The sequence below is a fragment of the Candidatus Dechloromonas phosphoritropha genome (assembly GCA_016722705.1).
Classification (GTDB): Bacteria; Pseudomonadota; Gammaproteobacteria; order Burkholderiales; family Rhodocyclaceae; genus Azonexus; species Azonexus phosphoritrophus.
Map to the genome: position 1 here is coordinate 265,383 of JADKGN010000005.1, position 14,212 is coordinate 279,594.

Annotated in this window: 10 protein-coding genes; 8 read left to right on the forward strand and 2 right to left on the reverse strand. The window is 64.6% G+C overall.

The window, feature by feature from the left end; translation table 11 throughout:
• Positions 1-5: 5 nt before the first annotated feature.
• Genes smc through IPP03_20965 form a run of 7 tightly spaced genes read left to right on the forward strand, consistent with a single transcriptional unit; the run spans position 6 to position 9,660 of the window.
• Entirely contained in the window at positions 6-3,506 is a 3,501-nt protein-coding gene (gene smc, locus IPP03_20935) for a chromosome segregation protein SMC (protein MBL0354973.1), read from the forward strand.
• The gene (locus IPP03_20940; protein MBL0354974.1) at positions 3,507-4,709 is read left to right on the forward strand and encodes a cell division protein FtsZ; all 1,203 of its coding nucleotides are present in this window, start codon (positions 3,507-3,509) and stop codon (positions 4,707-4,709) included.
• Positions 4,709-6,763, forward strand: a complete 2,055-nt coding sequence (gene ligA / locus IPP03_20945; protein ID MBL0354975.1) for an NAD-dependent DNA ligase LigA — start codon at positions 4,709-4,711, stop codon at positions 6,761-6,763. The genes IPP03_20940 and ligA overlap by 1 nt, the downstream gene beginning before the upstream one ends.
• Complete coding sequence (galU, locus tag IPP03_20950; protein MBL0354976.1) at positions 6,760-7,641, forward strand: UTP--glucose-1-phosphate uridylyltransferase GalU; 882 nt, start codon at positions 6,760-6,762, stop codon at positions 7,639-7,641. The genes ligA and galU overlap by 4 nt, the downstream gene beginning before the upstream one ends.
• Positions 7,634-8,185: a hypoxanthine-guanine phosphoribosyltransferase gene (locus IPP03_20955; protein MBL0354977.1), complete on the forward strand. Its 552-nt coding sequence runs from the start codon at positions 7,634-7,636 to the stop codon at positions 8,183-8,185. Before galU ends, IPP03_20955 begins: the two co-directional genes overlap by 8 nt.
• Positions 8,182-8,889, forward strand: coding sequence for a class I SAM-dependent methyltransferase (locus IPP03_20960; GenBank protein MBL0354978.1), 708 nt, complete (start codon positions 8,182-8,184; stop codon positions 8,887-8,889). The genes IPP03_20955 and IPP03_20960 overlap by 4 nt, the downstream gene beginning before the upstream one ends.
• Entirely contained in the window at positions 8,890-9,660 is a 771-nt protein-coding gene (locus tag IPP03_20965) for an S-methyl-5'-thioinosine phosphorylase (GenBank protein MBL0354979.1), read from the forward strand.
• Here the strand turns inward: IPP03_20965 and IPP03_20970 are convergent.
• A complete protein-coding gene (locus IPP03_20970) occupies positions 9,657-12,215 on the reverse strand; it encodes a [protein-PII] uridylyltransferase (protein ID MBL0354980.1) in 2,559 nt (852 codons plus the stop codon). The two genes, IPP03_20965 and IPP03_20970, sit on opposite strands and share 4 nt — an antisense overlap.
• Positions 12,215-13,015 (reverse strand): type I methionyl aminopeptidase, encoded by an 801-nt coding sequence (gene map / locus IPP03_20975; protein ID MBL0354981.1) that lies wholly within the window; start codon positions 13,013-13,015, stop codon positions 12,215-12,217. The genes IPP03_20970 and map overlap by 1 nt, the downstream gene beginning before the upstream one ends.
• A 116-nt stretch (positions 13,016-13,131) precedes the next feature.
• On the opposite strand from map, the gene rfbD reads away from it, so the two are divergent.
• Complete coding sequence (gene rfbD / locus IPP03_20980) at positions 13,132-14,043, forward strand: dTDP-4-dehydrorhamnose reductase (protein MBL0354982.1); 912 nt, start codon at positions 13,132-13,134, stop codon at positions 14,041-14,043.
• Positions 14,044-14,212: the final 169 nt, after the last annotated feature.

The window sequence follows — 14,212 nt, forward strand, 5'->3', positions numbered from 1 at the left end:
ATCCAATGCGCCTGACCAGACTCAAACTCGCCGGCTTCAAGTCCTTCGTCGATCCGACCGCCGTTGCCGTGCCCGGGCAACTGGTTGGCGTCGTCGGCCCCAATGGCTGCGGCAAATCCAACATCATGGATGCCGTGCGCTGGGTGCTGGGTGAGTCGAAAGCTTCCGAATTGCGCGGCGAGTCGATGATGGACGTCATCTTCAACGGAACGACGGGCCGCAAGCCCGTGTCGCGCGCTTCCGTCGAGCTAATTTTCGAGAACCTGCTCGGCCGCGCGCTCGGCCAGTGGTCGCAATATGCCGAACTGTCGGTCAAGCGCACGCTGACACGGCAGGGGCAGTCGGACTACTTTATCAACAACCTCAAGGTCCGGCGCAAGGACATCACCGATCTCTTCCTCGGCACCGGCCTCGGACCGCGTGCCTATGCGATCATCGGCCAGGGCATGATCTCGCGCATCATCGAGGCGCGGCCGGACGAGCTGCGCGTCTTTCTCGAGGAAGCAGCCGGGGTTACCCGCTACAAGGAGCGGCGCAAGGAAACCCAGGGAAGGCTCGAGGACACGCGCGAGAACCTGACACGCGTCGAGGATATCCGCGTCGAACTTGGCAGTCAGATGGAACGGCTGGAAGCGCAGGCCGAGGTGGCACGTCGCTACCAGGCGTTGAATGAACAGCTAGTGCAGCGTCAGCAGGTGCTCTGGCTGCTGAAGAAGCGCGAGGCCGAGGCCGAGCGGCAGCGGGCGGCGCTCGAAGTCGAGCGCGCAGTGACCGATCTCGAGGCACAGAATGCGGCGCTGCGCGAAACCGAGGCGCGCGCCGAGGAAACTCGCGAGGCACACTTTGCCGCCGGCGATGCCCTGCACCAGGCGCAGGGCGACATGTACGCGGCCAACGCCGAAGTGGCGCGCCTGGAAGCCGAAATCCGCCATCGCCGCGAGTCGCGCAATCAGCTCGAGGCGCGCCTGGTCCAGCTCGAAGACGAGCTTGCGCACTGGAGCCGGACAGCGGAGAAGCTCGCGGTCGACCGTCAGAAATGGGAGGAATCGCAGGCGGCCACCCGCCTGCGCGTCGCCGAGGCCGACGAGCACCTGCGCCAGCAGATGAACATCACGCCCCAGGTCGAGGAAAGCCATGCCCAGGCGCAGGAAGAACTGCAACGCCTGCGGACCCGGACCAGCAACGGCGAGCAGCGGCTCGAGGTCGAGCTGACCAACAAGGCGCATGCCCAGCGCGCCTTGCAGTCGATTGGCCAGCGCCGCGAACGGCTGCGCGAGGAGGGTGGCGGCCAGGACGTGCCGGACGCGCTGGATCTCGCCGGGAAGGAAGAGGAACTGGCGCTGCTGCGCGAAGAACTGGCCGGCGATCAGGATCACTTGCAGCAGTTGCAGCAGGAATTGCCGCAACTCGAGGCGAACCGCCGCCAGGCGCAGGAAGAATTGCAGCGCGGCGAGCGGGAACTGGCGGGCGGCCAGGCGCGCCGGGCGGCGCTCGAGCAGATGCAGGCGCGCGCCAGGGAATCGGGCGAATTGCCGGAATGGCTGCGCCGCCACGGACTCGAAGACGCGCCCGCGCTGTGGCAGCAAATTCATGTCGATGCCGGCTGGGAAGATGCCGTCGAGGCCGTGCTGCGCGAGCGGCTGAACGCCATTCCCTGTGACGATCCGGCCAAGCTTGATGGATGGCTGCATGATCGGCCTGCGGCCCGGCTCGCGGTAACCCTGCCGGCCGACGCGGCGAATGGCGAGCGGGTGGGGCGCCTGAGCGAGCGTGTGCACAGCGGCAATCCCGCGCTTGCCGCCGCGCTCGCCGACTGGCTGGCTCCGGTGCTCACCGCCGACAGTCTGGATGCCGCGCTGGCTCGCCGCGGCGAATTACCATCGGGCACGCTGCTGGTGACCGCCGGCGGCGACCTGCTGACCCGCGCCAGCGTCACGTTCTTTGCGCCGGACAAGGGCGAGCACGGCCTGCTCGAACGTCAGCGCGAGATCGAGACACTCGGCGCCGGCATTGCCGCGGCCGAGGAACAGGCCGAAACCGTGCGCGAGCGACTCGCGGTGCTCGACGAGCAGTTCGCCGACAAGCAGGAAGAAATGGGCGAAACGCGCCAGTACGTGACCGACCGCCAGCAGCGCGTGCATGCGGTGCAACTCGAGGTGCTTCGGCTTGGCCAGGCCATCGAGCGCCATCGCGAGCAGAAGGAGCGCATGCAGGAGCAGTTGGCTGAACTGGCTGCCGAGGACGAGGCCGAGCGTGAGCGCGACATGGCGGCCGACGACAAGATCGCCGAGGTGCGCGAGGGCCTGGCCCGCATCCGTGTCCTCGTTGCCGGCGCCCAGTCACGCCTGGATGAAGCCGAGCGTGCCGTGCGCGCCGAACGCGAGCGCAACGCCGATCTCGACCGCGCCCTGCGCGAGGCGCAGTTCTCGCTGCGCGAGTCCGAGGGCAAGTTGCAGGACATCTTCGCCCAGCAGGCGCTGGCGCAGCGCGAACTGGGCCGCATCGGGAACGACCGTGTGCAATGCGCCGAACAGGTTGAGGCAGTCCCGGCCGACGTCATGGAGGAAAACCTGCAGGTGGCGCTGGCAACCCGGCAGGAGAAGGAAAGGGCGCTGGCACACAGTCGTGACGCGCTGGAGTCGGCAACCAGCGCGCTGCGCGCGCTTGAGGAACAGCGGCTGCGGATAGAGCAGGGACTCGAGCCGCTGCGTGCGCGCATCGGCGACCTCAGGCTGCGGGAGCAGGCGGCGGAACTCAATGCGGAGCAGTTCGCGCAGCAGTTGCGCGAAGCCGGCGCCGACGAGACGATCCTGCGCCAGGAAATCGGCAACGCCCGCCCGGCTGGCTTACAGGCCGAGATTACCCGGCTCGCCAATGCCATCTCCGAACTCGGGGCGGTCAACCTCGCCGCGCTCGAAGAACTGGACACGGCCAGCGAGCGCAAGGGCTACCTCGACATGCAGGCAGCAGACCTCACCGAGGCGATGGAAACGCTGGAAAACGCCATCCGCCGCATCGACCGTGAAACCCGCGATTTGCTGCAAAACACATTCGATGCGGTCAACGACCATTTTGGGCGACTTTTCCCGGAATTGTTCGGTGGCGGGCGGGCCGAACTGGTGATGACGGGCGAGGAAATCCTCGATGCCGGCGTCCAGGTCAGCGCCCAGCCGCCGGGCAAGAAAAACTCGACCATCCATCTGCTCTCCGGCGGCGAGAAGGCGCTGACGGCAATTGCGCTAGTCTTCTCGCTGTTCCAGCTCAATCCGGCGCCGTTCTGCCTGCTCGACGAGGTTGATGCGCCGCTAGACGACAGCAATACCGAGCGTTTTTGCAGTATGGTCAAGAAAATGTCGGCGAATACGCAGTTCTTGTTCATTTCCCATAATAAAATCTCGATGGAGATGGCCGAACAACTCGTCGGCGTTACCATGCAGGAATCAGGCGTTTCGCGCGTCGTTGAAGTGGATATCGAAGAAGCCTTGAAGATGAGGGATGCGGCTTAAATGACCGAACTCCAGATGGGATTGATTGGCCTGGGCGCTGCGGCGGTGGTCGGAGTGCTCGGCTACAACAAGTGGCAGGAATACCGGCAGCGCAAGCTCGCGGATGCGCTCCTCAAGCCGCGGCACCATGATGTCCTGCTCGGTGCCGCCCCTGCCAGCGAGGCGTCAGCCGTCCGCGACGAGCCGGAATCGCGCGCTACGGCACCGGTCGCGACACCCGAACGCCGGGAACCGGTGCTGGCCGACATGCCGCGGGCCGGTGATTCCGCTGAGCCGGTTTTCGCGGAGGGCGATGGCAAGGGCGGTGGGGCGGAATGGGGTCGCACCGTCTCGCCTCAGGATGAAGCGGAAGTTCCCGAACTGCCGGTGGGCCTGGTTCCCGGAGCCCTGCTCGATCCGCGCCTGGAGTTCATCGTGGCGATGGAGTTGGTCGATCCCGTGCCGGCGTCGCAGATCATCGATTCGCAGCTCAGGACGTTGGAGCGCGTGAGCAAACCGATCCACTGGGTGCACTTCAATGAGCGCAACCGCGAATGGGAGCGCATCCCGTCGGACAGCGAGGTGCCGGTGCGACGTCTGCGGGTCGGGCTGCAACTGGTTGACCGCACGGGTCCCGTATCCGAAGCCGATCTGGTGACCTTCACCGGCGCCATGCACCTGCTGGCCGACGAATTGCTGGCCGTGGCCGACATGCCGGCCAGCCGGCTGCTCGATCAGGCGGCCGAGATCGACAGGTTCTGCGCTGCGGTCGACCTCGAGATTGGGGTCAATCTGATCAGCCGCGGGACGCCGTTTTCCGGCACCAAGATCCGCGCGCTGGCCGAGGCGGCGGGAATGGTGCTGGACGACGACGGCGCCTTCACGCGGCGCGATGATGAGGGACGCACCCAGTTCACGCTGCAGAACTTCGAGACGAACCGCTTCTCGGCCGAATCGATCCGCAACATCACGACGCATAGTCTGACCTTCGTTCTCGACGTGCCGCGCGTCGCTCATGGCGAGCGGGTCTTCCAGCAGATGGTCGCACTCGCCAAGCGCTTCGCCGAAACCCTGCAGGGCACGCTGGTGGACGACAACCGGCAGCCGCTGAATGACGTGCAACTTGATCATATCCGGCGTGAATTCATCGGCAAGCCGCAAGCGACGATGGCCAGCTTTGGTCTGCCGGCCGGATCGGCACAAGCACTGCGCCTGTTTTCCTGATGGCCGCGCCGGCACTCGCCGCCGGGCGCGTGCGGGAACTGCGCGCCGAGATCGAGCGCCACAACCACGCTTACTACGTCCTCGACGCGTCGACGGTTCCCGACGCTGAGTACGACCTGCTGTTCCGCGAACTGCAGGACCTTGAGCAGCAATACCCGGAGCTGCTGACACCCGACTCGCCGACCCGACGCGTCGGCGGCGCTCCGCTCAGCGAGTTTCCGCCCTGTGTCCATGGCGTGCCGATGCTGTCGCTGAACAACGCCTTTGATCCGGCTGAGGTCCAGGCATTCGACCAGCGCGTGCGCGACGGGCTGGAAGCGATTGCCGCGGTCGACTACGCTGTTGAGCCAAAATTCGACGGGCTGGCGATCAGCCTGACCTACGAGAACGGGTTATTCACCCGCGGTGCGACGCGCGGCGACGGGATGACCGGCGAGGAAGTGACGCCCAATCTGCGGACCTTGCGCGGCATCCCGCTGCGCCTCGCCGGCAGCGGCTGGCCGCCGCTGATCGAGGTGCGCGGTGAAGTGCTGATGTTCAAGGATGCCTTTGCCTCGCTCAATGCCCGCCAGCGCGAGCGTGGTGAGAAGGAATTCGCCAATCCGCGCAATGTGGCCGCCGGCAGCCTGCGCCAGCTCGATTCGCGGATCACCGCCGCTCGCCCGCTGGCGTTTTTCGCCTACGGAGTCGGGGCGGGGGGCGAGGCTCTGCCGGTCACGACCCATGGCGGTCTGATGGACCTGCTGGCCGCCTGGGGCTTTCCGGTGGCGGCGGAACGCCGGGTAGTCCAGGGCGCTCCGGGTTTGCTTGCCTACTTTTCCGAGATGGGCGAGAAACGGCACGCCTTACCGTATGACATCGACGGCGTGGTGTACAAGGTCAATCGATTGGCGGCGCAGGCACAGCTGGGTTTTGTTTCGCGCGCCCCGCGCTTTGCCATTGCCCACAAGTTCCCGGCCGAGGAGGCGCTGACCGAGATCCTCGGCATCGACGTCCAGGTCGGCCGCACCGGTGCGATCACCCCGGTCGCCCGGCTCAGGCCGGTATTCGTCGGCGGGGTCACGGTGACCAACGCGACCCTGCATAATGAAGACGAGGTGAGGCGCAAGGACGTGCGGACCGGCGATACGGTCATCGTTCGCCGGGCTGGTGATGTCATTCCGGAAGTGGTGGCCATCGTCCCCGAGCGCCGGCCGATACGCGACCCGTTCGGTGGCGAACCGCTGCATCCGCCTTTTGAATTGCCGAAAATCTGCCCCGAATGCGGGTCGACCGTGACCCGGGGCGAGGACGAGGCAATCGCTCGCTGCAGCGGCGGCCTCTACTGTCCGGCACAGCGCAAGCAGGCGCTGCTGCATTTCGCCGCGCGGCGGGCGCTGGACATCGAGGGGCTCGGCGACAAGCTGGTCGAGCAACTGGTCGATGCCGGGCTGGTCCATTCGCCGGCCGACATCTACGGGCTGACCGCCGAAACGCTGGCCGGGCTGGAGCGCATGGGCGACAAGTCGGCGCGGAATCTGGTCGCGGCGATCGCGAAGAGCAGGCAGACGACGCTGGCCCGCTTCATCTTCGCGCTCGGTATCCGCAATGTCGGCGAGGCGACGGCGCGCGATCTTGCCCGCCATTTCGGCAGCCTCAAGGCACTGCTCGCGGCCGATGATGCCGCCTTGCAGGAGGTACCGGACATCGGGCCGATCGTTGCCGCGAGTATTTCCGCTTTTCTCGCCGAGCCGCACAACCGGGAGATCATCGGCCGCCTGCGGGAAGGCGGTCTGACCTGGCCGGAAGGAGAGCAGGCGGAGTCAAGGCCGCGCGCTTTCACGGGCAGAACGCTGGTGCTGACCGGCACGCTGCCAACGCTCAAACGCGACCAGGCCAAGGCGCTGATCGAGGCCGCTGGCGGCAAGGTGGCCGGCTCGGTATCGACCAAGACCGATTTCGTGGTCGCCGGAGAGGAAGCAGGTTCCAAGCTGGAAAGTGCCCGAAAACTGGGTATTGCGGTGATCGATGAGGCAGAATTGCTGAAATTGTTGGAAAGGGAAGCGGAACAGTGAAAAAGGTTCGTAAAGCAGTCTTTCCGGTGGCCGGTCTGGGTACCCGTTTCCTGCCGGCGACCAAGGCCAGCCCGAAGGAAATGTTGCCCATCGTCGACAAGCCGCTGATCCAGTACGCGGTGGAGGAGGCTGTGGCGGCCGGAATTACCGACATGATCTTCGTCACCGGCCGTTCCAAGCGGGCGATCGAGGACCACTTCGACAAGGCGTACGAGCTGGAATCGGAGCTGGCGGCACGGGGCAAGAACGAGACCCTTGATTTCGTGCGCAACATGATCCCCAAGAACATCAACTGCATCTACATCCGCCAGGCGGAAGCGCTCGGCCTCGGCCACGCCGTGCTGTGCGCCAAGCCGGTGATCGGCGACGAGCCGTTCGCCGTGCTGCTCGCCGACGATCTGCTCGACGGTGAGCCACCGGTGATGAAGCAGATGACCGATACCTATGATTACTATCGCTGCTCGGTGCTCGGCGTGCAGGACGTGCCGCGCGGCGAGACGGGGAGCTATGGCATCGTCGATGCCCGGCGCGTCGCCGATCGTCTGGAGCAGATCGGTGCCATCGTCGAGAAACCGAAGCCCGAAGTGGCGCCATCGACGCTGGCCGTCGTCGGCCGCTACATCCTGACCCCGCGCATCTTCCATCATCTCGAAACAATCAAGGCGGGCTCCGGCGGTGAGATCCAGCTCACCGACGGCATCTCCTCGCTGCTCAGCGAGGAGCAGGTGCTCGCCTATCGCTATTCCGGTACCCGCTACGACTGCGGTTCCAAGCTTGGCTATCTGCAGGCGAGCGTCGTATTCGGGTGCCGTCATCCCGAAGTCGGGGCGGCTTTCGCTGCCTACCTGAAGGAAGTCACTGGAGGCCTGAGTGGATAGCAACGAGGCGCGCGCGCTGCTGGCGGATGCCGAACCGATTCATTCCGCAGCGACCATCCAGGCCGCGCTCGGCCAGGTTGCGGCGCGGATCCATGGGCAACTAGCCAAGCGGAATCCGCTGGTGCTGTGCGTGATGACCGGAGGCGTGGTCTTCTGCGGTCAACTGTTGCCCAGGCTCGATTTTCCCCTTGACTTCGACTATCTGCACGCCACGCGTTACGGCCCCGAGACGCAGGGCGGCAAGATCTCGTGGCGCAGTGCACCGTGGATTCCGGTCAAGGACCGGACGGTCCTTGTCGTCGACGACATTCTCGACGAGGGCGTGACGCTGGCGGCGATCAAGGAAAGCCTGAGGCGACTCGGCGCTGCCGAGGTGCTGCTGGCGGTATTTGCCGACAAGCTGAACGGCAAGAGCAAGCCCGTTTCCGCCGATTTTGTCGGGTTGACCGTACCGGACCGCTTCGTCTTCGGCTTCGGCATGGATATCCATGGCGCTTGGCGCAATCTGCCGGCCATCTACGCGGTCAGGGAGAAGGCGGGATGAGTGGTGCCACGGTCAGCGACTTTGTCGACTACTGGCGGAATGAGGGCGAGGCTTATGTGCGGCGCGGTGATTATGCGTGGATGGCCGGACTGGTTCCCGGCCGGCGCGTGCTCGAAATCGGCTGCGGGCTCGGTTTCGGCACCGCCGCGCTGGTCGCGCGTGGATTGGCGGTATTGGCGCTCGACACGCTACCGGAGTGCCTGGCGGCCAGTGCCGAGCGCGTGGGCGAGGCGGCCGGCGGGGTTACCCTGATGCAGGGCGACGTGGCGGCGCTGAGCACGGAACAATTGGCAACGATCGAGACATTTGCCCCGGATGTCGTCGTTTGCTGGCTGATGGGGGCACCGGCCGTGACGACTGGCGCGGCAGCCGGCGACGAGGGAAAGGCGGTGGCCGCCTATCGTGAGGCCGTTCATCGTCAGGTCGCGGAGTTGGCGGCGAAGTTGCTTGCGGTGCGCGCCCTGCATCTTGTCGACCGCACGGCAATGCCTTGGCAGGCCAAGGACATCGGGCGCGACACGCTGCTACGCTATCATCTGGGGACGACGCTGCGCGACCTGCCGTTCGTTGCCGAACGGCGCAATGCGCTATACCGGAAATTCGAAAGCGAAGCGCTGGATGGTGCCCGCATCCGCCGCGCCTATCCGGGGCTGAAAGGCGTCGTGCCGACTCTGGCCTCGCTGTTGGCCGAAAGGAAGGGCTGAATGCTGGCAATCATCGGTGGCAGCGGGCTGACCATGCTGTCCAATCTGGACGTCTCGCATCGCGAGGTGGTGCGTACGCCTTATGGCGAACCTTCGGGAGCGCTGGTCTTCGGGCAGATCTGCGGCCAGCCGGCAATGTTCCTGCCGCGTCATGGGTACGGCCACACGATCCCGCCGCACATGGTCAACTACCGGGCCAACCTGTGGGCGCTGCATCGCCACCAAGCGACAGGCATTATTTCGGTGGCCTCGGTCGGCGGCATCCGTACCGACCTGCAGCCGGGCGAAATCGTCATTCCCAACCAGATTGTCGACTACACGTCGGGGCGCAAGGGCACTTTCTTCGAGGGCAACGGGTCAGCGGTGACCCATGTCGACTTCACTGAACCCTATGACCACGAGCTGCGTCGGCGGATCGCCGAGGCCGGCGCGGCACTGGGCATCGCGATGAAGTTCGGTGGCGTCTATGCGGCGACGCAGGGGCCACGCCTGGAAACCGCCGCCGAGATCAATCGGCTCGAGCGCGACGGCTGCGACCTGGTCGGCATGACCGGGATGCCGGAGGCTGTGCTGGCCCGCGAACTCGGACTGCCGTACGCGGCGATCAGCGTCGTCGCCAACCACGCAGCGGGACGCGGCAACAGCGCCAATGGCATCCACTTCGAGAGTCTCGATAGGGTTCTGCAGGAGGCCATGGGCCGGGTCCGGGTGGTGATCGAGGAACTGGTGGGCTGCCGAAGCAGCCGATTGCCGACCGAAATTCCCGGCTAGACCTTCAGCCGTTCCATCAGATCGGCTTCGAGCTGGATACGGCGGCGGCTCAGTCTGAGGTTGTCGCCACTGATCAGGAAGACGTCTTCCACCCGTTCACCGAGCGTCGAGATCTTGGCTGTGTGCAGGTTGGCCCCGTGCTCGGCGAGGGTGGTCGCGACCGTGTAGAGGAGTCCGGGACGGTCGGCGGCGGTCAGCGTCAGGACGTAATTGGTGCCCCTTTCGTCGGGCTGGATGCTGGCCTCGGCCTTCATCGGAAAATTTCTGACCTGACGCGACAGACGGCCTGCCGACGGCGCCTCCGGTGGAGTCTGGCGGTACAGGCGGTCGGTGAGTTCGTGCTCGACGTAGGAAATCATCTCACGGTCGCTGTGTTGCTCGGCGACATTGAGCAGGACAAAGCTGTCGAGCGCATAGCCGTGGGACGTCGTGTGAATCTTGGCGTCGACGATGCTGTAGCCGGACCGCGCGAAGAAGGCGACGATGCGGACGAACAGATCGGGCTGATCCCTGGTGTAGACAAATACCTGGAGGCCCTCGCCATCCTGATGGAGGCGGGCGCGCACGACCGGCTTGTCGATGAAGATCCGGTAATGCAGCGAACGCGTGTGCCAGGCGATTTCTTCGGCCGAATGGCGCAGGAAATAGACGGTATCGAGTTCTTTCCACAGGCGTTGGTGCACCGTTTCCGGCAGCGCGAAGAAACGCAGCAGGCGTATGGCCTCGGCCTGCCTTTCAGCGATGATGCCCTGCGCCGCCGGCTGGCTGTCGCAGCCGAGATTGTCGAGCGTCAGATGGTAGAGGTCGGCCAGCAACTTGCCTTTCCAGTTATTCCACACCTTGGGGCTGGTGCCGCGAATGTCGGCGTGCGTCAGCAGGTAGAGGGCAGTCAGGTGACGGGCGTCACCGACCAGGCGGCCAAAGGCAGCAATCGCCTCGGGGTCGGAAAGATCTTCCTTCTGGGCGACCTGCGACATGACGAGATGGTGGCGAACCAGCCAGACGACCAGTTCGGTGTCCGCGGCTGACATTTCGTGAGCTTCGCAGAAGGCTTGGGCATCGACGGTGCCGAGTTCCGAGTGATCGCCGCGGCGCCCCTTGGCAATGTCGTGGAAAATCGCCGCAACGTAGAGCAGCCAGGGCCGGTCGAATCCGGTGATCGCGCGCGAGCAGATCGGGTACTCGTGGGCAAATTCGGTCATCGCGAAGCGCCGGATGTTCCGTAAAACCTGCAGGATGTGCTGGTCGACCGTGTAAACGTGGAACAGGTCGTGCTGCATCTGCCCGACGATGCGTCCGAAGGCTGGCAGATAGGCGCCGAGGATATCGAGCTGGTTCATCCGGCGAAATTCATGCACGACCCCGCGCTCGCCCTGCAACAGCTTCAGGAAGGCTACGCGATTGGCCGGGTTCGCCCGAAACTCCGGGGTGATCAATTCACGAGCCCGCCACAGGGCACGCAGCGTCCTGGCGGTCATGCCGTGGAGATCGGAGTTTTCCTGCATGATCAGGAAACTAACAAAAATCAGCGCCGTATTGCCAGCGAAGGCGTCGTCGTCGCGGATGTCGAGCAGTCCGCCGACCGACTGAAAATTGGCGTCGATCGGCTGAGGCATCTGCTGGTTTTCGGGCGCCAGCGCCGCGCCGATGTTCTGCAAGAGTATGGTGTTGGCCAGGGTGATTGCCTTGGCATTGCGGTAATAGCCCTGCATCAGCCGCTCAGAGGCGCGCTTGGCCGGGGTCGATTCGAGACCGTGCTCGGCTGCCAGCGCGTTCTGGTAATCGAACAGCAGCCGGTCCTCGTGGCGCCCGGTCATCAGGTGCAGGCGGATGCGCAGGTGTTGCAGGTACTCCTCGCAGCGCCTGGCATGCACGCACTCCTCGCTGGTCAGGAAGCCGTGCCGTTCGAGGTCGGCCCAGGTCTGGCCGTAACCGGCCGCATTCGCCGTCCAGAAGATTGCCTGAAGGTCGCGCAGGCCGCCTGGCGCTTCCTTGATGCTGGGTTCCAGGCTGTACGGCGTGTCGTTGTAACGCAGGTGCCGTTCCTGCTGCTCGAGCCGCTTGCGTTCGAAGAAAACGAGCGGGTCGAGGTTGCCGCGCAACCGCTTCGCGAAGGCGGTGAACAGGTCCTTGTTGCCGGTCAGTAGACGGGACTCGAGCAGGGCGGTCTGGATGGTGATGTCGCCGGCTGCCGCATCGAGGCATTCCTGGATCGTGCGCACGCTGTGCCCGATTTCAAGCCCGATGTCCCAGAAGTTGCCAACCAGCGTCTCCAGCCTTTCCTGCACTGTGGCGCCGGGTTCCTGCGGCAGGAGGATGAGCAGGTCGATGTCCGAGGCGGGGTAGAGTTCTCCGCGCCCATAGCCACCGACCGCGGCAAGCGTCAGCGAGGCGGGAAAGTCGAGGCTGGTCCACAGCCGGGCAAGGACGTCGTCGACCATCAGGCACCGATTCGTGAGCAGGGCCGCGGCATCGTTGGTTTGTGCATAGTCCGCGAACAGGCCTTCCTGCGCGGTCTTGACCTCGCTGCGCAGTGCCGCGACATCGATGCTCATCAGGCGATCCAGTCGGGCTTTGGACGGCATCCGGCGGAGAGTGTCAGGACCTCGTGGCCGGTAGCGGTGACCAGCACGGTGTGTTCCCATTGCGCGGAGAGGCTGTGGTCCTTGGTGACTATGGTCCAGCCGTCGGCCATTTCGCGGATGGCGGCCTTGCCGGCATTGATCATCGGCTCGATGGTGAAGATCATGCCGGACTCCATCAGCGGACCGGTGCCGGACTTGCCGTAGTGGGTCACCTGCGGATCCTCGTGGAAATTGACGCCAATGCCGTGCCCGCAGTATTCCCGCACGACCGAGTAACCGCTTTTCTCGGCATGCTTCTGGATGATGGCGCCGATGTCGCCGATGTGTCCGCCGGGCCGCACCACGGAGATGCCAAGCCACAGGCATTCAAAGGTGATTTCGCAGAGTCGTCTTGCCTGGATCGAGGCATCGCCGATCAGGTACATGCGGCTGGTGTCGCCATGGTAGCCATCCTTGATCGGAGTGACGTCGAGATTGACGATGTCGCCGTTCTTGAGGATGCGATCACCGGGCACGCCGTGGCAGACTTGGTAATTGACCGAGGCACAGATCGATTTCGGGTAGGGGTTGTAACCCTTGGGCGCGTAATTCAGCGGCGCGGGAATGGCGCCCTGCACGTTGACCGTGTAGTCATGGCAGAGGCGATCCAGCTCATTGGTTGTCACGCCGGCCCTGACGAATGGCTCTATATAGTCGAGCACTTCCGAAGCAAGGCGCCCGGCGACGCGCATCTTTTCAATTTCCCGTGGTGTCTTGATGGAAATGCTCATGGCGGAGGCTGGCGGAAAGGTTGCGAGGGGGCCAAGGATAAAGTATTGGCAGTCATTCTCAAAGCCGGCGGCGCGAGTGGCATAATCCCACGTTTGTGATTTGAGGTTGGGAAACGATGAGCATCCTTCTCCTGGGCAAGGACGGTCAGGTTGGCTGGCAGTTGCAGCGCTCACTGGCGCCGCATGGCCCAGTCATCACCTGCGGCCATGCCGACTGCGATCTAAACGATCTCGATCGATTGCGTTTGCTGGTCAGGCAGATCGGTCCATCAGTCATCGTCAACGCGGCGGCCTACACGGCGGTTGATCGGGCCGAAGCCGAACCCGAACTGGCCATGCGCATCAATGGCGAGGCGCCGGGCGTCCTGGCGCAGGAGGCGGCAAGGCTCGGCGCGTTGCTGGTCCATTACTCGACCGATTATGTCTTTGATGGCAAGAAGCCGGCGCCCTACGTCGAGAGCGACCCGAGCGCTCCGCTGAGCGTCTACGGCCGCAGTAAGCTGGCGGGCGAGGAGGCGATCCAGGCTGCGGGCTGCAAGTCCGTCATCTTCAGGACTAGCTGGGTGTTTGGCGCGCGCGGCGAAAATTTCGCCAAGACCATCCTGCGCCTGGCGCACGAGAAGCGGACACTGAATGTGGTCAGCGATCAGATTGGCTCGCCGACGCCGGCGGCGTTGATCGCCACCGTGACCGGCATCGTGCTCGCCATGCTGCGTCAGGGCCACGCGATGAACCGCGAGACACAGCGACGCTACCACCTCTGTTGCGGTCGACCGGTCAGTTGGCACGAATTTGCCCGCACCATCGTCAAGTTAGCCGGCGCAACGCCGGGCTTCGACCTGCGTCTTAAGCCTGGGGCGATAATCGCCATTCCGGGCAGCGAGTATCCCGCTGCCGCTGCCCGTCCGGCCAATTCGCGGCTCGACTGCTCGCGCCTTGAGAAAGAGTTCGGCTTGCAGATGCCGGACTGGCAACCCCATCTCGTGCGCATGCTGCAACTGCTTGCACTGACACAGAACGGCTATTGAGCTTTCTCTGCACCGCTCGGCAATGCTACAATTCAAAAGTTTTTTCGCGGCGAAAGTCTCGAAGAAGCGGTTGCACGCGAGCTGCGCGCAATCAATCCACACATCCGCAGATTAAGGGTGTCCGCCAGATTTCAGGAATGGCGGGCGTTTCAGGCGGGTGGCGGTTCAA

What these genes read in the sequence shown, in the direction of transcription:
- smc (MBL0354973.1), top strand. Translation starts at nt 6, where the DNA reads ATGCGCCTGACCAGACTCAAACTCGCCGGCTTCAAGTCCTTCGTCGAT.
- IPP03_20940 (MBL0354974.1), top strand. Translation starts at nt 3,507, where the DNA reads ATGACCGAACTCCAGATGGGATTGATTGGCCTGGGCGCTGCGGCGGTG.
- ligA (MBL0354975.1), top strand. Translation starts at nt 4,709, where the DNA reads ATGGCCGCGCCGGCACTCGCCGCCGGGCGCGTGCGGGAACTGCGCGCC.
- IPP03_20960 (MBL0354978.1), top strand. Translation starts at nt 8,182, where the DNA reads ATGAGTGGTGCCACGGTCAGCGACTTTGTCGACTACTGGCGGAATGAG.
- IPP03_20965 (MBL0354979.1), top strand. Translation starts at nt 8,890, where the DNA reads ATGCTGGCAATCATCGGTGGCAGCGGGCTGACCATGCTGTCCAATCTG.
- IPP03_20970 (MBL0354980.1), bottom strand. Translation starts at nt 12,215, where the DNA reads ATGAGCATCGATGTCGCGGCACTGCGCAGCGAGGTCAAGACCGCGCAG.
- map (MBL0354981.1), bottom strand. Translation starts at nt 13,015, where the DNA reads ATGAGCATTTCCATCAAGACACCACGGGAAATTGAAAAGATGCGCGTC.
- rfbD (MBL0354982.1), top strand. Translation starts at nt 13,132, where the DNA reads ATGAGCATCCTTCTCCTGGGCAAGGACGGTCAGGTTGGCTGGCAGTTG.